This is a genomic window from Wolbachia endosymbiont (group A) of Cephus spinipes, assembly GCF_964026895.1.
GTDB lineage: Bacteria > Pseudomonadota > Alphaproteobacteria > Rickettsiales > Anaplasmataceae > Wolbachia > Wolbachia pipientis.
This window is the reverse complement of sequence record NZ_OZ034713.1, coordinates 1,142,080-1,168,260: the sequence shown is the minus strand read 5'-3', so window position 1 is coordinate 1,168,260 and position 26,181 is coordinate 1,142,080. Positions and strand designations below refer to the sequence as shown.

Here is a 26,181-nt window from a genome sequence, read left to right as displayed (position 1 = left end):
CAAATTCTCCCTTGTCAATTTGACGTTTTTTGCTGTCTTAAACGCTTTGTAAGCGCGTTTCGGCTTATATAGGTAAAAACCCAGAAATTTTTAAGGACATGCGATGCACGTAGTGCGAAAAATTAAACATGAGACGCCAAATACCCTAAGTTTTTTGTCATTAACCTGCACAGATTGCGAAGATAAATAAATAGCTTCAGTACCATGATAAGGGGGCTGGCGGAGTTTGTCAAGTAAGTTTTTTCGTTTCTATTTCCAATAAAAGTTCGTTATATGGTTATGCAAGAAGTCTAATGAAGAAAAGACTTAAAGAGAGGCCAAATCAAAGTGCAATGGTATTTCACTAATCCAATTATTTTTCTCCTGATCTAGCCTATCATCTAATATTGCCTGCCTTATTGATGCCATTAACTTATTCATAAAGAAAATATTATGAATGGTAACGAGCGTGTAAGCCAGGAGCTCTTTAGCTTTCAGTAAATGGTGTATATAAGCTCTTGAATGTTTTCTGCAGGTAAAACATAAACAGTCACTTTCAATTGGGTTATCGTCCAGCTCGAATTGTTGATTTCGCAAATTGATATGCTCTTTGCACTTTGAAGAAATAGAATCTCTATTTTTTACTTTAATCAGCGCACCACCATGCCTTGCTAAACGGGTTGGATGCACGCAATCAAACGTATCAATTCCAAGACTAACTCCGCGAAAGATGTCCACAATTCCACCAATACCAAGCAAATGAGTAGGCCTGTCTTTTTTCAAGTGGTCCATAGTGAAAGAAACTACATCGTACATCTGCTCTTTACTTTGACCAAGTGATCCACCTATTGCTTGACCGAAAAATGGTAAATTGTTGATAAAATCACAACTTTCTCTACGCAGATCGTGATATATTCCGCCTTGACTAATTCCATACAGTGCCTGCTTGCCATTATTGTTTTTTTCAAATTCATTTAAAGAACGTTCAGCCCATCTGTGGCTCATGAGCATTGATTTTGCTGTGTATTCTTTGCTTACGTGAAATGGAGTGCATTCATCTAAAACTAGGATTAAATCTGCACCTAATTTCTGTTGAATTTGTACAGATTTTTCAGGAGTTAAGCAATAAATTTTACCATTAATGTAAGAACGGAAAATTGCCCCATCCTCATTAATTTTGATCAAAGTTTTTTGTTTTTTTCTTATTCCTTTTATCTCTTCCGAAACTGATCCGTGGCCTAAGCTAAATATCTGATATCCACCTGAGTCAGTTAGCATTGGCCCATTCCATCCTATCATCTTGCGCAAACCACCAAGTTTTGCAACAGTATTCTCTCCTGGTTGAAGCATTAGGTGATAGGTGTTGGAAAGTATGATTTGGGTACCAGCTTCACTTATTCTTTCAATATCTGCAGCTTTAATTGCAGCTTTTGTTGCGCAGAATATAAAAGCGGGGGTTTCTACGCTTCCATTTGGAGTTTTAATTGTTCCAACTCTTGCAGAACCTGATTGCTTGATTCTCTTGAATGAAAATTCTTCTTTCATCTATTTGCCTGAAAGTTCTGTTATGATGTTTTCTACTTTCTCAGGAGTAAGATTTTCATAGAAGTCATTATTGATCTGCACAACGGGAGCATTAACGCATGCACCTAGGCATTCAACTTCTTTTAAAGTGAACAAATTATCTTTAGTAGTCTCACCGATATTGATTCCAAGTTTTTTTTTAAAGGTATTTAAAACTTCTTCACTATTGCACAACCAGCAAGGAGTTGTTCTACAAATTTGTATTAGATATTTGCCTACTGGTTTTAAATTATACATGGTGTAAAAATTTGCCACTTCATATACACGAATATGTGGAATATGCAGCATATCAGCAACATAACGCATAGCAGATTCAGAAACCCATCCGCATTGCTCTTGAACCAGATATAGTAAAGGCATAACAGCACTACCTTCTCTACCTTTGGGATACATCTCTATAAACTTTCCCGCTTTCTTGAGGTTTTCTGATGTAAAACTAAACTGCTCTTCTTTTTCTATCATTCATGAGACTCGTGTAAACTTTAACAGATTATACCTGTAGAACCAATGATTGCAATTGTTGGTTTTTTGAGAAATAGCATAAAGCTTCTTAGCCCTCTTCAAGCTTATATTTACCTTTTAGTATAAAATATTATATTAATTTTTTAATTTTAGTTAAAATTTTCATTGACATTAACACACAGGAGTAATCATAATAGCATTTTATTAATATTTTAAATAAAATTATGTCTATATTAAGAAGATTGCTCGGGATCAACTCAAATACACCGGAAATTAAAGAAGCGATAGGTTTTAATCCAACAAACGTAGAATTAATTGAGGGGAATGGAGTTGCTTACGGACTCAGCTATCAAGATAATGGTAATGGGAGCAGTAAAGTAAAATTACTTATTAGTCCATTATATCAATCAAAAACATACGAATGTGGTACAAATATCAGCGTAGCAAATGAATTCAAAGATCAATTATCTCTCACATTAATAGAAGATTCAGCTGAAATAGATAAAGTTGGAGTTATCTTTCCTGAAGAAGGAATTAGCGAAGAAGGAGAAAAATGCGTTAAAGGCTTATCTTTTAACACTTACGGAATTAAACAATCAGTTAATACTCCTTCAGTTGAACATTTAGATATTAGATAAAAGAAAATTACAAAAGAATATTGATAATAATAGTCTTGCAAATGTGGGCAATAGTTACTTTCAACCAAGAGCAGTGAAAGTTGGTAATGGTGACGTAATTGTAATCGCCCATAACTTAAAGGATCAAACTTTAGTTTCTTGGTACTTAAAGTCAAGCGAGAGCGGAAAATTTAAGGTATTGACTGGAGAAAAAGGTGTTACAGAAAGAAAATTGTTCAATTTTGATAATCAGGGGCAATTGGCATTAAATGGAAACACGATGCTTTATTCGCAAGTGAGCAAAAGGATTACTAAGGAAAATCAAGAGGTGAGAAAAACACGTATTTTTAAATTTGATATGGCTAAAGTGATTCAGGGTCTGAAGGATGGAGTTAATGGCTTTTTACTTGGTAATCGAAAAGGTCAAATAGATAATAAAGCACTATCTCTTTCTAGAGAACATGAAATAAGCTTTTTGCAGTATGTTGAACAAACGGAAGGAAATGATCTAGTTGCTTTTCTTGAAAATGACCAATCAGCTAATGAGCAGAGGTTACATATAGCAACTCTACTTAAAAATGGATCAGTGTCAGATTTTCCTATCTATCAATTTACAGATCCTATAGAGCAATTATATATTAAGGGCAACGGTCAGGGTGGTTTTATCGTAACTGCGGTAAGTGGAGAAAATATTGTAACTTTTAATCAAAACGGCTCTGGAAAATCTTCTGAAGCAACAATAATACCGGCAAATAGCATCAAAACTCTCAGTGATTTTGTTAATATCATTAACGGTCGATTAACGCCAGATATTATTTCTAGTAGTACCGTGGCTCCTATAACTGTTGCAGAAACGGTTGTGACTTCTAAGAAAACGCCGACTGCTGCAATTACTAGCACAGCAGAAACCGACGCTGTGAAGACTACTAAATTGACAACGGAAGCCGTTGCACCTACTTCTACAATAAGTAAACCTTCAACGGAGTCAACGACAGTAGCAAAAACAACTACTACTTCACAAGCGACCACGGTTGCTACAACGTCAACTAGTGTGCCGATAGTAACTTCAGGGACTGAGACAAGTACTGTAAAACCTACAGCAGCGACTGGTGCGTCGACTTCTACGATGAGTAAACCTTCAACAGAGTCAACGACTCAAACAAGCACAGTAACAGTGGAACCAACTGCGCCAACAACAAGCTCAGAGAAAACTACACAAACAGTATTTAGTATACCAAGTACTAGAACAAAAGAGTCAACAACTCCTATATTCACCACGACTTTACTTCCTCAGTCTACTTCTTCACCACAACCTACTCAACTTGCTATAGGGTCTAATAAGGCAGGAATGATAGGGGGATCTTTGGTTGGAGCAATAGGTATTGTTGGAATTATAGGATTCATAGCATATAGATATGTTAAGGGTCGTAATGCTGCTTCTGTATTAGAACTAACTGATTTGGGTTATAGAAGGCGATCATCTTCAAGTAGCGATGAAGAAATTTTTACCACTGGTAACAGAATGCGAACTATATATCAATCTGAAACAGTGCTAAATAGTATATCAGTAGAAAGTAGTAGTCGATCAAGAAGTAGCTCATCGTCTTCAAGCGGTGGACCAGGCTCTTGACTAACTGAAGCGGAGTCTAAAAGTGAAAAAAGCTTATCTTGGGATAGTGATGATGTGCCGGAATATCACCTTTAGCTATTTGTCTAAATGTTTTTAATATGTAGACTGTTAGGAAATTGTCTTTTGCTTTTGTGATTTTCATGTTAAAGTATAATTCCTAGGTGAAATAAGTAGCTGCTGTTGTGTGATAAACATAGCAGAGGAAAGTCCGGGCTCCAAGGAAAAATAGTGACGGGTAATGCCCGCCGGAGGTAACTCCAGTTATAGGGCTACAGAAAATTACCGCCTAAAATATTTTTAGGTAAGGGTGAAAAGGTGTGGTAAGAGCACACCATGGCAATGGCAACATTGGTAGTCGAGTAACCAACACTAGGAGCAAGATTAAATAGAAGTAGATTTTATGTTTTCCTCATATCTACTCGGGTAAATCGCATGCGGTAAATGGTAACATTTACTCCAGATAAATAGCTACATAAACAGAACTCGGCTTATATTTCACCTAGGCGTTCACATGATACGTGCGATATAAGCCATGCTATATTTAAATGTGTAGGCATTTCATGCGTTGTCCTTCACTTGTTCTGCTTGATAGCCATCACTACTTTCGCCTACATTAACATTAGAATATTCATCATCATCAATATACTCTTTCAGAACATACCCTCTGCCCCAAACGGTTTCTATGTGGCTTTTTCCATCATTTGCACTTTCAAGTTTCTTACGTAATTTGCACATAAAAACATCAACTATCTTGTTATCTGAAGGTTCATCTAAGCCATTGTAAAGATGATTTAAGAACATTTCTTTTGTTAATACTGTTCCTTTACGCAGTGCTAGCAATTCTATCATAGAATACTCTTTATTAGTAAGGTGAACCGTTTTACCTTTCACCTCAACAATCCTGTGATCAAAATTGATATTTATATTACCAATCTTTATCACCGATTCAGGATGGCCTTTAGTACGACGCACTATGGCCTTAATTCGAGCTAATAACTCACTTTTATGAAATGGTTTGGTTAAGTAATCATCGGCACCATACCCGAGTCCTTTAGCTTTGTGATTGACAGCGGATATACATGAAAGTATTAAGACAGGAACTTTGATTTTTGCACTTCTTAGTCTTAGCAATATATCATATCCGTCAATATCACCAGGCAAGTGTATATCTAAAATAACTAGGTCATAGTAATCTCCGTTTGAGGAAACCATATTATTGTTATAATCTTGTGCAGAAGTAACAACGTCACAGAAATGTCCATCAGAAGTTAAGGCGTTAACCACAGTCTTTGCACTTACTTGATCATCTTCAATTAATAATATACGCATATTTTACACCCCATAAATAATTTATAATTTTAGTAATATATATAACTAAGGAAAGTAATAAATCAAATTTTTATTAACAAATGATCAAAATTACACTTATTAATTAATAGTAAATATATTGTTCCAAAGTTATATAAATAGATCTAAAATATAATAGACATACCATGATAGTAATAATATTTTTAGTAAATATTGAATTAAAGTTACTATTATTAAAAGAATACTTCGGTTAATAAATATTTAACTATTCTATATGTCTGTGTTATATTTTTAATTTACTTATCCTACTATTTTAAAGTATAAGTAATATTTTCAGGAATATTGTGTGGCAATATCAATTTTAGGTGCTGGTGCATGGGGTACAGCAATCGCAATTTCATTAGGTAGTAAGAAAGATGTGATTTTGTGGACTCGCAATGAAACTACATTTGAATCAATCAACGGGAAAAGAGAAAGTGACAAGCTACCCGGTTGTCGAATTTCTGATAATGTGTCAGTAAAATTGGCTATTGAAGACACAATTAATGCTTCAGTAACAATCCTCGCTGTTCCCACTCAGTCTCTGAGGAAGGTATGTCAGCAATTGCATAATTGTAATCTGAAAAAAGATGTAGCAATAATTTTAGCTTGTAAGGGAATAGAAAAGTCTACATTAAAATTACCTAGTGAAATAGTAAATGAAATTTTACCTAACAATCCTATTGCTATTTTTTCAGGTCCTAGCTTTGCTGTAGAAGTTGCAAGAAAATTACCCTATTCAATGGTTCTTGCATGCCAAAATAACACATTAGGTTCAAAGCTAGTATCAGAGCTGCAACAAGAAAATGTTAAATTGGAGTTTAGTAACGACATTATAGGAGTACAGATTTGTGCAGCGTTAAAGAACGTTTTTGCTATAGCGTGTGGGATTGTTCTAGGTAGTAAACTTGGGTTTAATGCTCATGCAGCATTGATTACGAAAAGTATGAGCGAAATTAAGGCTTTATACTCAGCAAAAATTGGTGACGGTAGTGTGGATATAAATACACTACTTGGGCCAGCATGTCTGGGTGACCTAATTATGACATGCACATCCTTGAATTCAAGAAACTTATCTTTTGGGTTTAAAATAGGTAATAGTGATAATGGCTTTAATGTTCAGCAGATTTTGTCAGAAGGCAAGTCAGTGATTGAAGGTTTTAGCACTGCTGAGTCCATATTTAATTTAGCAGGAAAGCTAAAGATAAAAATGCCTATATGTGAAGCGGTCTATAGATTATTGTATGAAAGCGCCTCTATAGAGGATACTATTTCTGTTCTTATAAGTTAATTTTGTATTTGGATATATTGTGAAATTTTTATATAAATTAATATCAACGTGGTGGCTGTCTGGAACAGTAAAAAAAATGCCAGGTACTGTGGGTAGTTTGGCTTCTTTTCCGCTTGTTCCTGTAATCCTGAGCAACAAAATTTTAGGTGCAGCAATTATTTCTTTTTTATTCTTAATTGGATTATGGTCTACAGGTAATTATATAAAACATTACAAGACTTCATGTGATCCAAAAGAGGTAGTAATTGACGAAGTGGTTGGTCAATTGCTGACGATACTTTTAGTTTCGATATTGTTAAGCCAAGAGATGAATTATTCTTCATTGTTGTTGTGCTTTTTTTCTTTTAGGTTTTTTGATATAATAAAAACGTGGCCTATAAATTTAATCGATAAAAATACCAAAGGTCCTTTAGGTATTATGCTAGATGACGTTATAGCTGCAATTTTAGCCTGTGTTCTTATAGGAGCCTTTTATTGTTTATTGTTGGTGTATGCAGGATAAAAAAATTTATTATTCAAGCTTAATTGTTCAAAATCTAAAGGATTATATACTGTACACAGCGAATTTATCTGAGTGGGAAGTACACGATGAATTTGATAACATCATATTTACAATAAATGGTACCAGGGAGTCATTATTTAATTTTGTGTTCTGTGGAGATCAATGTACCGAGCTTTCTATACAAAAAACTCTAGATTATCTCAGAACAAGAGATATAGAAGCAACATGGGTAATAAATTCACATATGAAAATAAGAGATATTTTAGAAAAGTGTGAAATAAAACACGTTAGCACACCAAAAAAAGCTTTACTTAATATGAAAAATTACTTTTTACCTGCTGATGTTATTCCAAACTTGAGGTTAAATGCTGTGAATGGTAGCAACCTCTTAGAACAGTTAGATCTACACACTTCTAAAATTTTTTATCATGGCGTTGGAATTGTCAGCACATTTTTTCGCGGATTATCAAATTATGATGATAAGAACTCAAGATTAAGATTTTTTCTTGTAACACTAAATAATGAAATTATTGGGACATGCGGTCTTTATGTTCAAGATAGCGTAGCTGGTTTTTATAGTGATGGAGTTTTACCAATTTACAGGAATCGTGGAATAGGTACCCAAATGGTTTTAGAAAGAATAAAGATAGCTAAACAGCTTGAATGCAAATATATAGTAGCACATTGTATGAAATCTTCTGTGAACCTTTATAAGAGATTGGGCTTTCAAATGTTAGGCAATCTTTACTTATATACCTCTTCAGCATAATTCTGAGCGGTTACAAATTTTTACATTTGTTTTAAAAGTGCTATGTTTTTTTTGTATGAAGTGGTTTTAATATTGATTCTAATATTATTCTTTCTCTCTTATTCTAAATTAAAAATTAGTAATAAGATTAAGAACTTACAGCATCAAAATGTTATCATAAATAATTTGATTGATACTGTGAATGATGGGTTTTATATTTGGGATGCAAAAAAACGTATAGAAAAGTTCTCTCCCAATTTACTAATTTTGCTTAATACTGTTTTTTACTCATTTAATGAGTTTGTGAATTTTTTTGAGCAATCAGAAAGCTTAATCAAAAATTTTGTTGAGGCAAAGGAAATAAATAAATCTTTTACTCTAGATTTAAAGTCAAAAGACAGTGAGGTTTATTGCATATGTTACGGTAGAAGCATAATAGATGATTCTAACAATGTGATAGGTGTGCTGTTATGGATAAGGAATGTCTCAGACTGTAAGATAAAGGCTAACGGACTTGAGTTAGAAAATAGTAAGCTTACACAGGAAGTGGAGAGCTATAAAAACGTTTTCAACTCTTTACCATTTCCAATACTAAGATATAACAAGAGTAGAAAGGTGGAATTTTATAACTTGTTTTATGATAAATATGTAGATGGTTCTAAGAAATTTGCTATTACCGGTAGCGCTCATAGCACAAAACCAGGAAGACATGTCATAACTTATAAGAACGAACCTAAGGTTTTCGATTTTGTTAAAATTCCAATACAAGGTTCTGGTAGCATAGTAATGTATGGGAAAGATGTTAGTGATGCAGAGAAATTATATACTGAATTAAACAGTTATTTAGCTACACAGAAAAATTTGCTTGAGAGGTTACCGGTTGCTATAGTAATATATAGTAAGAATCAAAAGCTAAAATTTTATAATAATGCTTTTATAAAAACCTTTCAATTTGACCCAAAATTTTTGGCATCTTACCCAACTTATCACGAAGTTATGCTTTACCTCTTCGAATCTAAAAAGCTTTTAGAAAAAGAGGATTTTCAAACTATTAGTAACCAAAGACATGAGTTGTTCAAAAAATTATTTGAATCGTACGATGATACGATGCACTTCACAAACGGAAAAGCGTTCAGGGTATTAACAATACCCTACGCTTCGGAAGGTTTGCTGTTCTCTTACGAAGAATGCAAAAGATAATACTTAAACTCCTTCTCTCTCTACCATGAGCTGTTTTACTTTCGCTATTGCTCTTGCTGGATTAAGTCCTTTAGGACAAGTTTTTGTGCAATTCATTATTGTATGACAACGATACAACTTGAATGGGTCGTTTAAAACATCAAGTCTTTCACCTGTCTTATTATCACGGCTGTCAGCAATCCATCTGTAAGCTTGTAATAGTATTGCTGGTCCTAAAAATTTATCACTATTCCACCAGTAGCTTGGGCAACCAGTCGAACAGCAAGCACATAATATACAGTCGGACAAGCCATCTAATTTTTTTCTATCTTCAGAAGATTGAGAGTATTCTTTATTTGGTAGGGCAGGCTTATCTGCTTGTAACCAAGGTTTAATTGATTTGTATTGCTCATAAAATTGGCTCAAATCCGAGACTAGGTCCTTTATTACATACATGTGAGGTAATGGATATATTTTTACGTCACCTTTTATATCATGTATAGATCTAGTACATGCAAGAGTATTGGTTCCGTCAATATTCATGGCACAAGATCCACATATGCCTTCTCTACAAGAACGTCTGAAAGTTAAAGTCGAATCTATTTCATCCTTTATTTTTATTAATGCATCAAGTACCATAGGGCCACAACTATCCATATCAATAAAAAATGTGTCTATTCTAGGGTTTTTCTCGTCATCAGCAGACCAACGGTAAATTTGAAATCTTCTGATGTTTTTTGCTCTAGCAGGAATAGGATAAATTTTGCCCTTTTGATTAATTTTAGAATTCTTTGGCAAAGAAAACTGAACCATATCACTTACCTTTTATTGTTTATAGCTAAAACCCTTTGTAGATAACATATTTTATTATCATCTACTATATTTTTATTAAATTCCTTTTAAATCGCACACATATTGTAGCCAAGCGAAGCTAAAATCTCTCTTTCTAGATTTTTCATTATAATTTCTTCATCTTTTTTTTGGTGATCATAACCAAGTAAATGCAGTAATCCATGCACTAACATGTGTGCAATGTGAGCAAGAATGGGTATATAATACTCATGCGATTCTCTTTTTATTGTGTCTATTGAAATTGCTATGTCTCCTAAATCGCACTCATTAGACAATTGTTCATACGGAAATGATAGTACGTTAGTTGGCTTATCCATTTCTCTAAATTTTAAATTAAGTTGATGTAGCAAGTCATCATCAGCCAGAGCTATTGATATATTTGGTTTATAGTGGTCTATTTTTAATTCTTTTAGAGAAGCATTGATGACACCTAATACAAAATTTTTAGGATTTTCTATAATGCTGCACCATTTCTTGTCAAGAATATTTACTTCTAACATGAGTGACACATCAGTAAGGGTGTCATGCAAATAGCTGACACTGGAATCCAAAAAAGAAGAGTTATAGACCCTTGTGTCATGTACACAACTGTACGAATATTGTACACTAGAAGGATGTCATCCCAGTGTCTAGGCACTGGGATCCAGGAATTTTGATTAGACATCAAGTTAGTGAATATAAAAGTAGCTAATCTTATATTAAAACACAACGGCTTTAATGTGGTTGCATTAAGGCTGGATTCCAGTGTCAAGAACTGGAATGACACCTTTGTGTTTGATGCAAAATCGGCTATAACGTTTAATGCACTGCCTTCGAGACAAATATTCATACAGCTGTGCGTTGTGTGCTGAGATGACATCATTTAGGAACTGAAATGACAGGTATTACACATCACTCATCCTTATTATTTCATTCCATTCAATTTCCGAAACTGGGGCAATTGATAAACGTGGTTGTTTTAATATAGTCATATTTTTCAAAAGTGGGTTTTGTTTTATATTATTTAACGTTACTTGGTTATTTAAAGGTTTCAAAAACTTTACATTCACTAATCCGAACTTGGGATCATTAACATGATAATACTCTTTAAATACTTCAACGATTCCAAGTATTGCTTTCTCTTTACCTGTATGATAAAAAAACGCAAGATCGCTTGCTTTCATAATTTTCATGTAATTTTGAGCTTGATAATTGCGCACACCATCCCACTCAACTACCTGCTCCTTTTCCATTTTTTGCCATGAGTATTCACTTGGCTCTGACTTAAGTAGCCAAAATTGCATTATTTTTTTCTTCTTAAGTAAGCTGGTATATCATAGATATTGCTGCCCCACTTAGCTCCTTCGCTTACCTGTTCAGCTGGTTTTGTTTCCAGTGTTTTGTCTTGTGTACTTTCACTTTGACTATATGGCCACTTAAATTTCTCTTTCTCTGAGTCTTCGCTCTGACTTATAGGTGAAGTTTCTGATTTATTATTGCGACCATCAATGCCAGTTGCAAGAACAGAAACTCTAACTCTTCCCTCCATCGCTTGATCAAAAGTAGCACCAAATATTATATTTGCATTTTCATCTACTTCTTCACGCACTCTATTGGCTGCAGCATCAACTTCAAACAGAGTCATATCTCCGCCACCAGTAATGTTAATTAATATTCCTTGCGCACCTTTCATTGATACATTATCAAGCAATGGATTAGATATTGCAGCCTCTGCAGCACTAATTGCTCTATCTTCTCCTTCTGCCTCTCCGGTGCCGATCATCGCTTTGCCCATCTCGCTCATTACTGTTTCTATATCAGCGAAGTCAAGATTGATAAGCCCTGGCATGACCATCAAGTCAGTTACTCCTCTGATGCCAATGTGCAGAACATTATCAGCAAGTTTAAATGCATCAGAAAATGTAGTTTTTTCATTTGCAATTCTAAATAAATTCTGATTTGGAATGACAATAAGTGTATCCACGTATTTTTGCAGTTCTTCAAGTCCAAGCTCTGCAATGCGCATACGGCGCACACCTTCAAAACCGAACGGTTTAGTTACAACTCCAACAGTCAATATCTTTTTTTCTTTTGGCGCTCTATCCTTAACTGCGGCTCTTGCTTCTCTGGCTGCTTTTGCAATTACCGGTGCTGCACCGGTTCCAGTACCACCGCCCATTCCTGCTGTGATGAAAAGCATATGACTATCTTTTATATGCTCCATAATCTCATCAATTGACTCTTCTGCTGCACCTTTGCCAACATCAGGCAAAGCACCAGCACCAAGACCCTTAGTTAAATTAATGCCAAGCTGAATTTTTTTATCACATAACGACTTTTCTAGTGCTTGAGCATCGGTATTTGCGACAACAAAATTCACTCCTTGCAAATTAGATTGGATCATGTTATTCACAGCATTTCCACCAGCACCACCCACTCCCACAACGGTAATCCTTGGGTGCAATATAGGTAACTCCGGCAGACTAAGATCAATAGACATTTAAATTACTCAAATTTAGCGAATTCACTTGATAATAAGTTACCGCTTTTTTAATAATATGCAAATACTTTTCACTTCTATAGGCGTAAACAGTAAACGGGATTTACTTATTCTTAACATTTATACTAATAAGTGCCGTTAATTATAATAACTAGATTCTTAGATGACATCACTTAACCGATGCAAAAAATAGAAAACGTTTATAAAAAGGGACAGAAACCTATCCCTTTTTATTTTGTTAAAGATTATTAGCTTCCTTATCTTTCTCTTCCCCTTTCAATGCTTCAACCGCAACATCTTTTAATTTTGAGGCAATTTGATATGTTCCATAAAGAACAGCAGCTGCAGCAATTGCCATTATGGCACCCGCAACTATCTGACCAGCAACACCTGTTCCGATAAATCCAGGTAATGAAGCAGCTATTGCTTGATTTGTTCCAACAAAGTAACTGGCAGTCTTAGCAAGAAACCCAGAAGCTTCTGCTGCACTAACAAAGCCTGCTTTCATATGCATTGCTGTAAAGACAACACTTGCAACTGCAAGCGGAAATAATGCTGTTCTCCCTTTATTATGCATAGCGTACTGACCAGCTCCACCAGCAGCACCAGGAATTCCCCAGTATTTTTCAGCTCGTATATATCCTTCTGAAATAGCATGAAAAATGCCACCCCCTTTTCTATACTCATAATTTGTTAATGCCATAACTCTACTCCTTAAATAGAATGTTAAAATTTCATTAAGGAAGCATATAGTAAAAAAAATTGCCTGTCAAGTAAACTAATTTTTTAATATACCTTTATTCTGTAATTGAGCGCTTCAGCAATGTGTGCTCTTTTTACTTCTTCACTTTTTGCAAGATCTGCAATAGTTCTTGCAACTTTTAATACGCGTGTGTAGCCTCGATTGGAAATGTAATTTTCTTTCAGTACGTATTTTAGCAATTCTAACCCTGCCTGATCTGGTTCAGTAAATTTATTAAATGCTTCACCGCTTACTTCTGAATTGCAACGAATATTTAATTCACTATAGCGCTCAGTTTGAACTTTTCTTGCTGCTATCACTCTTTCTCTTATGATTTTAGTACTTTCTCCCTCCACAGAGATTTCAGGAGAGAGTATGCTAACGTTTGGCATTTCAATGCATATGTCTATTCTATCAAGCAATGGGCCTGATATTTTGTTTTTGTAATCTGTGCCACACTTTGGAGCTTTGTTGCACGATCTGCTTGCATCACCTAAATAACCGCACCTGCAAGGGTTCATTGCAGCAATCAGTTGAAAATTTGCAGGGTAGGTTATGTGAGCATTTGCCCTTGCAACGGTAACTTTTCTATCTTCAAGTGGTTGGCGCAGAGAATCAAGCACAAGTCTTGGAAATTCTGGCAACTCATCAAGGAATAACACGCCATTGTGAGCCATGGTAATTTCTCCAGGTTTTGCATTCTTTCCTCCCCCTATCATCGCTGGCATAGAGCATGAATGATGAGGTTCACGAAAGGGACGAGTTACTTTGAATATTTCATTACCAGTTTTTGTTATGCTGGAAATAATATTAACATCAATTATCTCCTGTTCGGTTAAATCAGGCAGCAATCCTATAAAGCGCTTAGCAAGCATTGATTTTCCAGTACCAGGAGGGCCAACAAGAAGCATATTATGCCCACCTGCTGCTGCAATTTCAGCTGCTCTTTTTGCAACAACTTGGCCTTTGATATCCTTCATATCGGGAACCAATCTTTTTTCTTTGGGTGCATCACTATAATTAAAAATTACTGGCTGAATTAATTGCTCACCCTTAAAGTGTCTGATAATATCAGTTAATTTCTCTATAGCCAGAATTGAAACATTCTTCACCCATACAGCTTCTACACCATTTCCTCTCGGGCAAATTACTCCTTTATTGTCCTTTTTTGCATTAATTGCTGTTGGCAGCACACCTGAAACTGGAATAACTCTGCTATCAAGAGCCAGTTCACCCATGATTATATAAGACTGAACTTTTTCAACTGGTATCACATTCATTACAACAAGTAGTCCAATAGCAATAGCCAAGTCATAATGACTGCCTTCTTTCAGCAAATCCGCAGGGGAGAGATTAACTGTAATTCTTTTTGGAGGTAGTAGTAGATTGATTGAATTTAACGCTGCTCTGATGCGCTCTCTGGATTCTGCAACAGTTTTATCCGGCAAGCCAACAATATTGACTGCTAGTACAACATTGCATAATTCTATTATGGCTATTTTGATCAAAATTTGCAAGACTTTTTATGCGAAATACTATATACAAGTGATTGTGATTGATTTCAATTTGATGAATTAACATTCTAATAATATTTTGCTTAGTCTGCCAATCCACTTGATCAAGCTTTGATTCAACACTTGAGGAAAAGTTTTTCAAGCTATCTGTAACAAGGCTCAATTCTTGTTGTAGTTTTTTTTGATCAAGCGTTCTTTCTTTCTCTTCTTCAATTTCTTTCAAATGCTGTTTCATTGTTGTGATTCTTGGTTCAAATTCTTCTTGGCTTATAAACCCTTTAGCATAGCTATCAATAAATTTTTTGATACTTAATCTTAACTTACTTTCTTGCTTTTCACGTGTTTGATTATGTAAAGGTTTTTTGTTCTCTGATAATCTACGTTGATATTCATTTGCAATCCTATCTGGCTCTTTCAAGATACTCTTGACTTCTTCCCATATAACTCCATCTAATATATCAGTGCGTATTGATTTATTATCGCAGATTTTATTGCCATTAAATTTGCTAGAGTTTGTACCAGAGCAACGATAGTAATAATATGTCGACTTTTTATGAACGTGGTTTGTACCACAATAAGTATATTGACAACGTTGACATACCATTAAACCTTGCAATAAATATGTTTCTCTTCTTTGCCGTACTCTTGCTCTTTGTCTATTTTCAGCTAATTGTGTTTGCACTGAATCAAATAAATTTTCATTGATTATTTTTGGTACTGGAATATAAGTCCAGTTCTCTTTATCACTATTAAAGCGACCACTTTTAAGTTTACCACAAGTTCCTTTTTTTGACTTTTTTACTTGTGGTTTTGAGCATGTCTTAGTTTTACCATAAGCTGCTTGTCCTATATAAGCAGGATTTTTTAACATGTTCCAAATAGTGCTCCTTTTCCAATACCTTTTTCCTGTTCGTGTTATTACCGGTATCTTATTCAGTTCATGTACAACTTCTCCTATGCTTGCTCTTTCTTGGCCAACCCGACTAAATATTTTACGCACTATATTTGCCTCTTCTTCATCAACCTCAAATTGAGCACTTCCTTCACCTACATGTTTTGCTATGTAGCGATAACCGTAAGGCGCCCTACCCATCACACTTATACACCCAGCTTTGGCCGCATGAAGTTTACCTCTACGGTTTCGTTCCATAATCTTTGCACGTTCATATTCTGCTATTGCTCCCTGAATCTGTAGAAATAAATGGGAATCAGGATTATCATCAAACTTATGATTCAAAAATACTATTTCAGATCCAGCCTTTTTAAACTCTTCGAGTAAGATCATTTGATATGAAAATTTCCGTGATAGCCGATCAGGTGAATGAATGTATATCTTATCAATCTTACCTTCTGCTACTCTATCACGTAAACTCTCTAAGCCAGGACGTTCTAAGTTTGATCCACTGTAACCATTATCAACAAACCTATGCTCATCTAATAATTCATGTCCATCGCTACTAATGCGACGCTCCAATTCTACAATCTGACTCTCTATCGTATTCTCCTGTGCCTGTTGTCTTGATGAAACTCTTGCATACAAGCTTACGGTTGTCATTTTCTTCTACCTCCTTTATTTTATATTTCAATAATTGTTCATAAGCATCTGCCAAATATGTACCTGCCAACCGACTGGGCTCATAACGGCAATAAATAGTTAAATCCCCTTTTTGCATGTTTTTCTTCCTGTGAATTTTCTTATAGGTTAGGAGACTTCTATTGCCATAGCTAAAAGAAAACGTTTACCATTTTAAACTAAACACCTTATTTAAAAAAGCTGTCTAGTTTGCGCAAACAAGAAATTCTCCCTAATAAATATACAAGATTTGAAAAAATTATGTCCAAAAAATCTTTGCTTAAATTATCATATTATGTATGATATAGCTTATTTAATCTGTTATGAATGTTTATCCAAGTAATGAATTCTGGGAGAGTGATTTAGAAGTTCCCGTTAATCTTTTACTAGATCGCTTTCAAGATTTAGAATTACGTAAACTATGGCTTGATTCTCTTTCTGGTAGACAATTGAGTATCATTTTTCAGCATTGCTTTAAAAATCATTTAAATGGACAGCTTTTTCAGGACGGAGATTATGACGATAGATCCACTCAACAAAAACGTAAGATAGTTACCAGTTACTCTGACTCTCTTTTTGACTATTATCTAATTAGCTACTTTGATCGTACGAAACTTGAGGCTACGGTCAGTGAAGTGGCAAGATTTGCTCTGACTGAGAAGTTAATGAGATCGTACCTGGTAAAAAATAATACCAAGTATGATAAAAGATCCTTATTGTTTTTACTATTTCACATAAATTGCGAACTTCTAAAATCTGTTTATCACTTTGATAAAGTACAAAAGAAAGGTTTCGTATCATTTGCTCTACAGAAATCACCAAGACAAATAAATACTTCATTTAAGGCATTTATGTCACAAGAAACTGTAGAGCAGATACTTAAGGATGATGACCAGTTGCAGGGTTTTTTCCATCACCAAGATCGAATATATATGTTTGTACGTCGAGGAAGTGACATGGATTTACTGCTTAATTCAAACAAAGTTGTTCATGGTCATAAACCTGAGTGGATGATTTTAGATTTTTCTCTTGATGGCACTCAGGTTAATCTCTGTGCTAAAAATACTAACAAGGCTGTGGAAATAGCAAATAGCATTGTAAGTGGGTATTTTGACTGCGAATGTACTTTTGTAAATATACAAGATAAGAACTTTCCATTACAAGTGCACAAATTTCTTCAAGCATGTATAGATGGTTCTGACTCTGACATTTGTATATTTGAGTTAAATTTTAAGTCAGATTATTTTAAAAATAGTAATACATATCTTACTTTAAGTGTAAAGCCGTATGATCCTATTGCACCAGAGTTACATATTTTAAAGCCAGCTATTGGCAACATACTACAATCTATTCAATCAGCTAAAGTAATGTTCCAAAACAAAAAGGTAACATTTTCTTTCAAAATAAGTGGGGAAATTTATTATTCAGAGCATCCACTCAATAAAAAAGAAAGAGAGGACCTGAAGAAACATATGGAACAATCTTATGGTCTTAAAATCCTTTCACGAGCAAATTGCTGATCTTTTAAGTTCAAATAGTTCTTGGGTTGATCCAAGTCGAAATCACATTCAAACAGCAAGATACTTATTCGACCTTGGATTGATAAAAATGCAAGAAAGGTACTATATTGTTTGTTCCCGTGAAGAAGATCATCTTGATTGGCCAAATGTAGTTGATCCAAATTGTAGCAATGAGATTTTCATTGATCCAGACTTTGATGAAGCATGTGATGACGCTATTTGTGAAAACTGTTCTCGTCATATTCTGCCTAATACTTATCAAAAACAGAGATTTCATCTCTTATCCATATACTTAAATACAGAGAGAATCATAGAATGGTTTGAAACTAAGTTGAATGATTCAAGACTTATGTGGGAAAAAGTGGAAAAAGGAGTTTATTATATTTGTAATCGAGGTCGTATTGTAAATCTAATAATTCTTGATTTTTGTACTGATGCAATATTTCTCACTATAGATAAACTTAGAGTCCATCCGACAGTTCTAATTACTCTAAAAAAAGATATACCGAATCTATTACTGAATCTATACGTAGTGCCAATGGTGAAACTGTTTTGTCAGCTTAAGACTTTAACTGAGATATTTCAAGAAGCAGCTAAAAGAGAAGTACCAGAGGTAGTAGAAAATACTTCTTTGCAAGTTTTACCAGCTTCATATATTTCGCTTAAACGTGTTGAACCAATTGTGCCAACAAAGCTTTTGGAGTTACAGGTAGTTAAAGGTATGGTATATGTTAATAGCGTTGAAGTTATAAATAAAAAAGCTGCATCATGCCTTAATATTTTTCGAATATTGTTCAAGCAATTTTTACATGACTGTGAGAAAGAGTTACCACCTGAAAAACATACACTTCTCAATATTAATCAGTTAGAAAAACTATTGGGACTTAGTTTAGAAGCAGATTTAGAACATCAAATCAGAAAACCATTAAACAAGATGCAAAAAACGATCAAAGCTACATTGGCTGAGAAATTAGGATTAAGTATTGAACGTGATGATGTAATACAAACCCTTGGTTGGCAAAGATCATCACATGGTTATCGTATTAACCCTTTTACTTTGACTATAAAAAAATAGAGTTTTTTGTTATCAAAAATAGTTTTTTTCAGCTCCATGAATAAATTTTCCCACTCCACGTGCAAATGGTCCTGTTTTAATATCAAGCCATTTATCCTCTTTTGAACCATTAGCCATTCCTTTAACTATTTGCTTTGCCTGTAAAAGCTCTTGCACTATACGCTCTAATCTATCTCTTCCCATACTATGAAAAACTTCAGGCAGTCTATGTCGTTGTTTATGTATTCCTGCACTTCCTGTATGAGTAAATGGATGTCCTGAAATAGCAGCTCGCGCAATTGAGTCAATAAGATATATTTTTAGATCTTTATCGCTAATATTTTGAGCTTTTAATTGTTCAGTAATGTCTTCCAATAGTCCTGTTTCTTCATTTCTCAGATAAGTACGTACAATACGATCAGCCAGGCCATTTGCCTTAACAACAGCTCCATAAAATAAGGCATTTTGTCTTGGGATTTTTCCAATTGATCTAAAAATCATTGGTTTAGTTATATCCTCAACAGGCCAAAAAGCAAAAGAACACCTGACTCCATTTACGAGAGCAGAAGTACCTCGAATAGCATCTCGTGCTTGCTCTACTGTTGATATAGGCTTTTCTCCCTTCAGCTTTCTCATATGATGGGCAGTAATTATTGAAGCTCCAGTGCTACATGCTAAATCAGATAATAAACACATGAGATAATCCCCTACTGCTGGATCAGCATTTAAATCTGCATGAATGAAAGAAGCAAGGGGATCAAATATAATGAGCTTTAAATCCTTTATCCTGCTCAGCTGCTTCATTACAGACTCAAATTCTGGAGATATTTCTACAACTTTACCGCGAACATTCTTAAGTATGGCAAAAGATCCTCCTATATTTGGCAGTGGTACAATAAATAGCCTATCTTTATATTTTAATCTTTCACATTTGGGATCAAGTCGTTCTAAGCGACGATGTATTTCATTTGTATCATCTTCTGCAGAAAATACCACAACAGATCCGTGTTCAGTAACAAGTTGGCCAAATCCGCATACCTGATCTATGCTAGCTGCAACCTTGAGGGCTAGGTCAAGAAGAAGCATACCTTTACCAGTATCACCCATTGCAGCTAAAATAGATGTGACACCCAAAGGAAATAATCCTTCAACTAAGAATCTTTGCTTTGGTACTGGACCTACAAAACGCTCCACACTCCAGCTAAAAATATCAAGCGGTGATTTAATAATTATTTTTCTTGAGTTTTTTTCGATGAAGTCAAAAATATCTATATTCTCTTGTACAGCATCAGCAGCATCCCAACTCCTTAGTTTATCTGGTGGAATCCTAAGCGTAGCAAGTGATGCAACACCAAGTTCTAAAAGTTTCTTTTCAGCGTTTTTAGCATATTTATTACCTGCTTCATCATTGTCTGGCCAAATGATAATATGTTTACCTTTTAGCGGAGTCCAATCTGTTTTATCAATAGGTGCATTTGCTCCAAACATTGCTGTTGTTGCAGTTATTCCTTTCTCTATAAGTACTTCTGCGCATTTTTCTCCTTCAACCAGAACAACCTTATCTGATTTTAAGATACCTGGAATGTTGTAGAGCGGCCTTATCTCTGGCTCTTTGAATCTCTGCTTTTTAGCATCAAATGGTTTAAACTGTTTTTTCTCTAAAGGAGGATCATAACGGTAGACTATTACAATCAATTGGTTATTTTCATCGTAGTAGTTCCAACTACAAGTCAGATATTGTTCTAGATCTCTAATATTATTTTTTTCTTTGATGCCAAGCCATTCACTTATTGAGAGCATTACTTCAGGAAATTCTGTTTTCGCATTCTTCCCGTGTACCGTTGCCCAAAGATCAATAATGTCACCACCTTCTCCCGTTGCAAAATCTTTCCATAATCCGGCTCTTTCGCCTGTTAACTCTATTACAGTACTTTTGCCCTTGTTACCCTGTACATCACCTACATAAAACTTATCACCACGAAATGTCCCTCTTGGTAAAAGATGAAAAAGACAAGATCTGATGTTTTGCAAAAGCTGAGTTTTTAGCTCTAGCATAGTGTCGGTTTTTGTGGATAAATTAAGCCGTAGCTATAACTTTAGAGTTCTGCCAACGCCCATTTACTCTGCTAATGAATTTTGCTGGTATTGATTTACCGTTTCTTAGCTCATATACTACTTGCAAGACATTTGCACGTTTATTTGGTTGAAACATTACCATACCAGATGTATAAAAACTTCTTAAAGCATTAGCACCAATTAAAGCTTGAAAAGGACTTTTTGCGAGTGTAGCTGTGGATACTTTTCTGGTATGACGTGTAATAATGATTCCAGCCATAGGATTAATTACAGAACGTAGTTTTTCTACTCTGCTTTGCAGGCCAGAAAACATATTTTCATAGTCAAGAGAATCCAAAACGATAAGATCTATCGTTTTAAATTTTTCTCCTATTATATCTTTTATTCTCTCTATACCTTCATCATTTAAAGTTAATCTCATCTTTGTAGTAACAATCAAGTTTTCCTCTGCTAGATTTGGCAGCCTTTGATTAGTTATGATTTGTTGTATGCGTTCCCTGATATAATTGTACTCCATCTCATTTTGCAGATAGATTATTTTTAGTGGCCTTGCTGACTTCATCTTAAGAAACGACACTCCTGCTGCAAGATGTGCAAGCAAAGAGAGAAGAAAATAACTTTTGCCAACCTTTGGCGTACCACCAATGACTAAAAGACCACCTGGAGTGAGAATTCGTGGAGCTATTATATCTTCTGGTATTGGTGATTGATCACTTAAGTACTGCTTTACAGAAAATATTTTTTCTTCTCTTTTCCGCCCTTTTTTTTCTCCACTCTTTGATTTTTTATTGAGCCACTTTCTAGCAGAATATATATCACCCTTAATTAAAATCCAAAGATCAATAATATCACCACCAGTTCCTTCAGTAAAATTACGCCAATCACCAGCTTCCTTACCTACTATTTTAACTGTAATTGTATTTCCATTTAAGTCTCCAATATAAGTTTTTTCTCGGTAAAACTCACCATTTGGAAGTAGGTAAGAAACACACTCCTTGATATTATCAATCAATAACATCTTTAACTCTTTTTGCTTTTTAGACATAAAATTCCCATACATATTTTTCATACGTGTAAAGTTGAGATTAGCTAGCTCACAAACAGTTTCAAAAGATTTTGAATTCAGCCAATTAATTGCTTCTTCTCTTAGCTTTGGGTTTTTTCCTACTGCGTCCTGAATACCTCTAGTAACGACAGCAGACCAAAGCTTTTCCTCGTCGTACTTCAAAATGGTACTCTGTCAATTTCATAATTTTTGCGGTATTCTGGAGTAACTACCGAGGCAATTTTGTTCTTCTCTCCATATTCATCAGTTATAACACCTACCTTTACTGTAAACTCTAAGCCATTTAATTCTGCAACTGAATTTAACTTACGAGCAAGGATTGCATTTTCTGAGTTATCATGTGGATGAATGTCACGTGCCGATTCCAAGATACTGCGAAGCATAGAACGACCCATTTCTCCCCAAGTATCTTCTGCTTTACTACTTTTAATACCAATTATTTGATAAATTTTGTGCTTTGCGTATGGGCCTTCAATAACGGTAAATTCTGTATTTAAATAAATGCTACCGGTAGTGGGGCTTTTAGTAAACCAATGCTCATAACCTCCAGGCTTGATTGTCATTTTTACCTTTACTATTGTACCTTTTGGTATCAATCTACTTTGCGGTTTTACAGTGTTAAAATCAGTTAATAGGTTTTGTAACATATATCACTCTCCATGTTTAAATTTTAAAACTTGCTTTTAATCTTTGTAAGCAGCTTGCCTAAATGCGGTTCTTCAACCATACTCAGGCGTCCACTGCGGTCTTTAGCTGGGTATCCCCAAGGGTTTAAAGTGTGGCAAACAAAAGAGCGTTTCTCCGTTCCATCATCTCTCTTGATTCCAACCATACTGATTACTTCATCAACTATTCCAGGAATCTCACTAGCAGTTTTAGTCCCTTCGCATTGAGGTAGCCAAATTGGACGATTGAAATCATCGAGATATTGACCTAAAGTGCCAACTATGATGATGTCTTTGTCTCTGATGTGTTGAAATTGATTGAGCCAAGCCATCATCTCCTGAGCAAGTAATCCATAGGCAGCTCTCATGTCCTGTTTTCCCGATCTCTCAGAAAAAGCTTCAGGTTGCATTTTTGCCCATAATAGACATAAACGTGAAGCAACGGTTATACTATCTACAAAGATGCATCGGTATTTAGAAAACTCAGGGAAAAGATCTTTGTACTTACCAGATACATGTTCATGGTGTCTTTGGCTATATGCTTGATCATACTTCAGCGCAGGATTAGGCCCCCCTATAAGACAAGCAATATCTCTAGCTTCATTCCAAGTGCGAAGACTAATTGAATCTCCTTGCCAATCTTGAACAGCAAGAAGCCCTGCTTCAAAATCAAGGCAAAGTGTTGGTTCATCTACGGTCTTTAGGAGACTTGTTTTACCAATACCATAAGGACCAAAGATGACCATTTTTACAGTTGATATTGTTTGCAATCTTTCATTATTATTCAAAATTTTAAGAACCATTATTTATCCATGCTACGATGTATATATATACAAGAAAGGCAAAAATTTTGTTCAATTTTTCTTTTTGCCTTCGTAGTAAATAGGAGAAAGTTTGGCACGTATCTTCTTGATAATATTGTTTAAAGTGGTTCTTGAAACGTTGTTCATTTTGGCAACTTCATGTAAGTTAAAAAATTTAAGTTGCTCACATATATTTTGCCATTCCTTTGGTAAAACCGAGATCATATAGTCTACATCAATGCGTTTTGTTATTTCACCCTCAAGTAGCTCTGTTACATCGATACTAATATAGTTATTGATATCGCGTTTTGCACATCGCTGTTTCTTTAACAGGTTAATAGCTTTATTTTCAGTTAATCTTGCTACAAAGGTGTTAAAGCTACTTTTATCTTCATCATACTGATCAAGGCATGGCCAAATTTCACAGAAGAGTTCTTGCTCAAGGTCTTCGTTATTCTCATCAATAAAGCACTTAGCAAGTTTTAGTCTATAGGCTTGGTATTTTACGTTTTTAACAATTATAGCTATATTTTTTAATTTCATGGTTTTCCCTAAAACAAATTAATGCTTTAAGGATGGAAGTTATTAATGCCCTTATGTAGGACAGGAGCAAAAATAAATAATACTGATGCAATTTTTAATCTATTGATATTCTATTGTTTTTTTTTGAGAATAATACTGATGCAATTTAAAATAATACAGTTCAGGTTTTTGGAACCTATTTTGAATGGATTTCAATATTTTTAAGAATGGGTAGCTCAGGCTTCCTAAAGTTATATTAAAAACATATAAGAATTTCATATTTTGAAATTCAATATCACCTAAAGAGCTAAAAATGTGGATTTCGCTATTAAAAGAATAGCTTAAATTTTTAAGAGGAAAATAGTTGAAAAGTATGCTCTCTATAACCTTAAGTTCCGTTCCTAATTACTGGCTTCCTAAATCAGGAATTAGGAAGCAGGAATCTAGAATTAGCCTGTATGGCAGGTTTTCACCATGCGTTCCTAAAACCGTTCCTAGGAACGGCATATCTGAAGTCCGCCAATATGGAGGATTCTAGCTTCCTGAAACCCTTATATATAATATATATATATAATACATATATAAAAATATACACATATATAAAAACATATAAAATATAAGAGTAGAATAATAAAAACCTCTAAAAGTAGAGAAACCCGTTTGAAAGGTCTTCAAATTCAAGAATTATAAAAAAAATTCCTAAAAATTTGAAGATTTTTTGGACGAAAATTTTTCAAATCTTGTATATATATGTACACAACAATTGAAAGGCTTGGTAAACAAACTGGCTGTAAAAGAGTTTTTATGTTAGTTGTTAAATTTCGAAAATTAAAGATTTTTTGGACGTAATTTTTTCAAATCTTGTATATATATGTACTCGGCAATTGAAAGGAAATGCTCACCCTAGATCTTGGCAAACAAACCGGCTGGACTATTTTAAATGATGGAATAGTGCAAAGTGGAAGTAAGAGTTTTCATGTTAGCAGGTTTAGTGGTGGTGGAATGCAGTTTTTAAATTTTCGTAATTGGCTTAATTCACTTAAGTATAAATTTCCAGGCATTGAAGTTGTATACTTTGAAGAAGTGAGAAGACACTTGGGAACTGATGCTGCACATATCTATGGAGGGTTTTTAGCACACCTTTCTGCTTGGTGCGAAGAAAGTAATATTCCCTATCAAGGTGTTTCGGTTAAGACTATTAAACGTTTTATAACTGGCAAGGGCAATGCAAGTAAAGCTGATGTAATTGAAGCAGTGCAGGAAAAGGGTTTTTGTCCAACAGATGATAATGAAGCAGATTCTTTAGCATTAATGTTCTATGTTATGAATTTTAGTAAAGATTTTAATATGTTAGAAATATCATAAAAAGTGGGTCCTTTTGGCCAGGCTGGCGGGTTTGGTGGTCCTGACCTCGGACCTTCTTTAGCGTTAGACATATTTCAAATGTTAACTACTTACGAAATTATAGCTGAGCAGTGCTAAAATAAGGAGAAAAAAAAGGTGAGAATTACGCAAGCAGAATGGGCAAGGGAAAAAGGGTTTTCGAGGCAATATGTCTGTTCTTTAGTAAAAAAAGGAATAGTTGAGCTGGAAGATGGACTTATTGACCGAGAACAAGCAAATGAAGCGGTAGCAGCAATAAGAGATCCAAGTCAACCACTGAGGAGAAAAGAGTGCGGAGAAACACTTTCAACGATATTGCTAAAAACGCGAATAAAAAATGAAACCGAACGTGGTAAACTTTTGGAAGCTAAAGTGAAAGCTGAAATAGGCAAATTTGTGTCAATTGAAGAGGTAAAAACTGAAGCATTTAACGTAGCAAGAGTTGTCCGTAATAATTTGCTTAATATTCCAAATAGAGTTTCAGCATTGCTTGCATCACTGAGTGACACTGAAAAGATTCATATGGTGCTAACTGAAGAGATTACAAACTCATTACAAGAATTATCTAATACTAAATTTCAAATATAAGAAAG

The 26,181-nt window shown here is 34.7% G+C and carries 26 protein-coding genes and 1 other RNA gene; 12 read left to right on the top strand and 15 right to left on the bottom strand.

Annotated elements, in window-relative coordinates; all coding sequences use genetic code 11:
* Window positions 1-306: 306 nt before the first annotated feature.
* Together tgt and nuoE are read right to left on the bottom strand one after the other, a co-directional pair.
* Window positions 307-1,524 (bottom strand): tRNA guanosine(34) transglycosylase Tgt, encoded by a 1,218-nt coding sequence (gene tgt, locus AAGD59_RS05570; RefSeq protein ID WP_015589173.1) that lies wholly within the window; start codon window positions 1,522-1,524, stop codon window positions 307-309.
* Window positions 1,525-2,025: an NADH-quinone oxidoreductase subunit NuoE gene (gene nuoE / locus AAGD59_RS05565; RefSeq protein ID WP_010962799.1), complete on the bottom strand. Its 501-nt coding sequence runs from the start codon at window positions 2,023-2,025 to the stop codon at window positions 1,525-1,527.
* A 224-nt stretch (window positions 2,026-2,249) separates the two neighbouring features.
* Here nuoE and AAGD59_RS05560 point away from each other — a divergent pair, with 224 nt between their 5' ends.
* The 3 genes from AAGD59_RS05560 to rnpB all read left to right on the top strand — a co-directional run bounded on the left by AAGD59_RS05560 (window position 2,250) and on the right by rnpB (window position 4,779).
* Window positions 2,250-2,663, top strand: coding sequence for a hypothetical protein (locus AAGD59_RS05560; protein WP_341812907.1), 414 nt, complete (start codon window positions 2,250-2,252; stop codon window positions 2,661-2,663).
* Between the two features lie 43 nt (window positions 2,664-2,706).
* On the top strand, window positions 2,707-4,272 hold the full coding sequence (locus tag AAGD59_RS05555; RefSeq protein ID WP_242049602.1) for a hypothetical protein: 1,566 nt from the start codon (window positions 2,707-2,709) through the stop codon (window positions 4,270-4,272).
* A gap of 157 nt (window positions 4,273-4,429) precedes the next feature.
* Window positions 4,430-4,779: RNase P RNA component class A (rnpB, locus tag AAGD59_RS05550), an RNA gene on the top strand.
* A gap of 51 nt (window positions 4,780-4,830) precedes the next feature.
* On the opposite strand, the gene AAGD59_RS05545 is transcribed toward rnpB, so the two are convergent.
* On the bottom strand, window positions 4,831-5,601 hold the full coding sequence (locus AAGD59_RS05545) for a response regulator transcription factor (protein WP_006280099.1): 771 nt from the start codon (window positions 5,599-5,601) through the stop codon (window positions 4,831-4,833).
* Between the two features lie 325 nt (window positions 5,602-5,926).
* On the opposite strand from AAGD59_RS05545, the gene AAGD59_RS05540 reads away from it, so the two are divergent.
* The 4 genes from AAGD59_RS05540 to AAGD59_RS05525 are packed head-to-tail and all read left to right on the top strand — an operon-like array spanning window position 5,927 to window position 9,360.
* A complete protein-coding gene (locus AAGD59_RS05540; protein WP_006280098.1) occupies window positions 5,927-6,910 on the top strand; it encodes an NAD(P)H-dependent glycerol-3-phosphate dehydrogenase in 984 nt (327 codons plus the stop codon).
* 19 nt (window positions 6,911-6,929) lie between these two features.
* Window positions 6,930-7,412 (top strand): phosphatidylglycerophosphatase A, encoded by a 483-nt coding sequence (locus AAGD59_RS05535; RefSeq protein ID WP_141457025.1) that lies wholly within the window; start codon window positions 6,930-6,932, stop codon window positions 7,410-7,412.
* Complete coding sequence (locus tag AAGD59_RS05530) at window positions 7,402-8,181, top strand: GNAT family N-acetyltransferase (RefSeq protein WP_006280097.1); 780 nt, start codon at window positions 7,402-7,404, stop codon at window positions 8,179-8,181. The genes AAGD59_RS05535 and AAGD59_RS05530 overlap by 11 nt, the downstream gene beginning before the upstream one ends.
* A gap of 42 nt (window positions 8,182-8,223) precedes the next feature.
* Window positions 8,224-9,360: a hypothetical protein gene (locus tag AAGD59_RS05525; RefSeq protein WP_010962793.1), complete on the top strand. Its 1,137-nt coding sequence runs from the start codon at window positions 8,224-8,226 to the stop codon at window positions 9,358-9,360.
* Between the two features lie 3 nt (window positions 9,361-9,363).
* Here the strand turns inward: AAGD59_RS05525 and AAGD59_RS05520 are convergent, their stop codons facing one another.
* Window positions 9,364-10,152 (bottom strand): succinate dehydrogenase iron-sulfur subunit, encoded by a 789-nt coding sequence (locus AAGD59_RS05520; protein WP_010082472.1) that lies wholly within the window; start codon window positions 10,150-10,152, stop codon window positions 9,364-9,366.
* Between the two features lie 86 nt (window positions 10,153-10,238).
* Window positions 10,239-10,691: an rRNA maturation RNase YbeY gene (gene ybeY / locus AAGD59_RS05515; protein ID WP_010082473.1), complete on the bottom strand. Its 453-nt coding sequence runs from the start codon at window positions 10,689-10,691 to the stop codon at window positions 10,239-10,241.
* Between the two features lie 24 nt (window positions 10,692-10,715).
* Here ybeY and AAGD59_RS05510 point away from each other — a divergent pair, with 24 nt between their 5' ends.
* On the top strand, window positions 10,716-10,847 hold the full coding sequence (locus AAGD59_RS05510) for a hypothetical protein (protein ID WP_255322244.1): 132 nt from the start codon (window positions 10,716-10,718) through the stop codon (window positions 10,845-10,847).
* Between the two features lie 228 nt (window positions 10,848-11,075).
* On the opposite strand, the gene AAGD59_RS05505 is transcribed toward AAGD59_RS05510, so the two are convergent.
* The 5 genes from AAGD59_RS05505 to AAGD59_RS05485 all read right to left on the bottom strand — a co-directional run bounded on the left by AAGD59_RS05505 (window position 11,076) and on the right by AAGD59_RS05485 (window position 16,481).
* Window positions 11,076-11,474 carry an EVE domain-containing protein gene (locus tag AAGD59_RS05505; protein WP_007549395.1) on the bottom strand — a complete coding sequence of 133 codons (399 nt, stop codon included), beginning with the start codon at window positions 11,472-11,474 and terminating at the stop codon, window positions 11,076-11,078.
* Complete coding sequence (gene ftsZ / locus AAGD59_RS05500) at window positions 11,474-12,670, bottom strand: cell division protein FtsZ (RefSeq protein ID WP_010962790.1); 1,197 nt, start codon at window positions 12,668-12,670, stop codon at window positions 11,474-11,476. The genes AAGD59_RS05505 and ftsZ overlap by 1 nt, the downstream gene beginning before the upstream one ends.
* Window positions 12,671-12,908: 238 nt before the next feature.
* A complete protein-coding gene (locus AAGD59_RS05495; RefSeq protein ID WP_265027870.1) occupies window positions 12,909-13,373 on the bottom strand; it encodes a hypothetical protein in 465 nt (154 codons plus the stop codon).
* 83 nt (window positions 13,374-13,456) lie between these two features.
* Window positions 13,457-14,920, bottom strand: coding sequence for a YifB family Mg chelatase-like AAA ATPase (locus tag AAGD59_RS05490; RefSeq protein WP_265027869.1), 1,464 nt, complete (start codon window positions 14,918-14,920; stop codon window positions 13,457-13,459).
* Window positions 14,850-16,481, bottom strand: a complete 1,632-nt coding sequence (locus AAGD59_RS05485) for a recombinase family protein (RefSeq protein ID WP_265027868.1) — start codon at window positions 16,479-16,481, stop codon at window positions 14,850-14,852. Before AAGD59_RS05485 ends, AAGD59_RS05490 begins: the two co-directional genes overlap by 71 nt.
* Before the next feature lie 341 nt (window positions 16,482-16,822).
* Here AAGD59_RS05485 and AAGD59_RS05480 point away from each other — a divergent pair, with 341 nt between their 5' ends.
* Window positions 16,823-18,019: a hypothetical protein gene (locus AAGD59_RS05480; RefSeq protein ID WP_265027867.1), complete on the top strand. Its 1,197-nt coding sequence runs from the start codon at window positions 16,823-16,825 to the stop codon at window positions 18,017-18,019.
* On the top strand, window positions 17,985-19,094 hold the full coding sequence (locus AAGD59_RS05475; protein WP_265027866.1) for a hypothetical protein: 1,110 nt from the start codon (window positions 17,985-17,987) through the stop codon (window positions 19,092-19,094). The genes AAGD59_RS05480 and AAGD59_RS05475 overlap by 35 nt, the downstream gene beginning before the upstream one ends.
* A 12-nt stretch (window positions 19,095-19,106) precedes the next feature.
* Here the strand turns inward: AAGD59_RS05475 and AAGD59_RS05470 are convergent, their stop codons facing one another.
* From AAGD59_RS05470 to AAGD59_RS05450, 5 genes are read right to left on the bottom strand one after another with little or no spacing between them, the layout of a single operon-like run.
* Entirely contained in the window at window positions 19,107-21,128 is a 2,022-nt protein-coding gene (locus tag AAGD59_RS05470; RefSeq protein WP_341812906.1) for an AAA family ATPase, read from the bottom strand.
* Window positions 21,129-21,150: 22 nt separating this feature from the next.
* Window positions 21,151-22,377 (bottom strand): AAA family ATPase, encoded by a 1,227-nt coding sequence (locus tag AAGD59_RS05465; RefSeq protein ID WP_077188246.1) that lies wholly within the window; start codon window positions 22,375-22,377, stop codon window positions 21,151-21,153.
* Window positions 22,374-22,862, bottom strand: coding sequence for a hypothetical protein (locus AAGD59_RS05460; RefSeq protein WP_015587751.1), 489 nt, complete (start codon window positions 22,860-22,862; stop codon window positions 22,374-22,376). The genes AAGD59_RS05465 and AAGD59_RS05460 overlap by 4 nt, the downstream gene beginning before the upstream one ends.
* A gap of 23 nt (window positions 22,863-22,885) precedes the next feature.
* Window positions 22,886-23,683 carry an ATP-binding protein gene (locus tag AAGD59_RS05455; protein ID WP_077188248.1) on the bottom strand — a complete coding sequence of 266 codons (798 nt, stop codon included), beginning with the start codon at window positions 23,681-23,683 and terminating at the stop codon, window positions 22,886-22,888.
* A gap of 51 nt (window positions 23,684-23,734) precedes the next feature.
* The gene (locus AAGD59_RS05450; protein ID WP_077188249.1) at window positions 23,735-24,226 is read right to left on the bottom strand and encodes an RNA polymerase sigma factor; all 492 of its coding nucleotides are present in this window, start codon (window positions 24,224-24,226) and stop codon (window positions 23,735-23,737) included.
* An 873-nt stretch (window positions 24,227-25,099) separates the two neighbouring features.
* Between AAGD59_RS05450 and AAGD59_RS05445 the strand changes: the two genes are divergently transcribed.
* Together AAGD59_RS05445 and AAGD59_RS05440 are read left to right on the top strand one after the other, a co-directional pair.
* A complete protein-coding gene (locus AAGD59_RS05445; protein ID WP_264377345.1) occupies window positions 25,100-25,570 on the top strand; it encodes a Holliday junction resolvase in 471 nt (156 codons plus the stop codon).
* 135 nt (window positions 25,571-25,705) lie between these two features.
* Window positions 25,706-26,176 carry a hypothetical protein gene (locus AAGD59_RS05440; RefSeq protein WP_265027864.1) on the top strand — a complete coding sequence of 157 codons (471 nt, stop codon included), beginning with the start codon at window positions 25,706-25,708 and terminating at the stop codon, window positions 26,174-26,176.
* Window positions 26,177-26,181 lie beyond the last annotated feature (5 nt).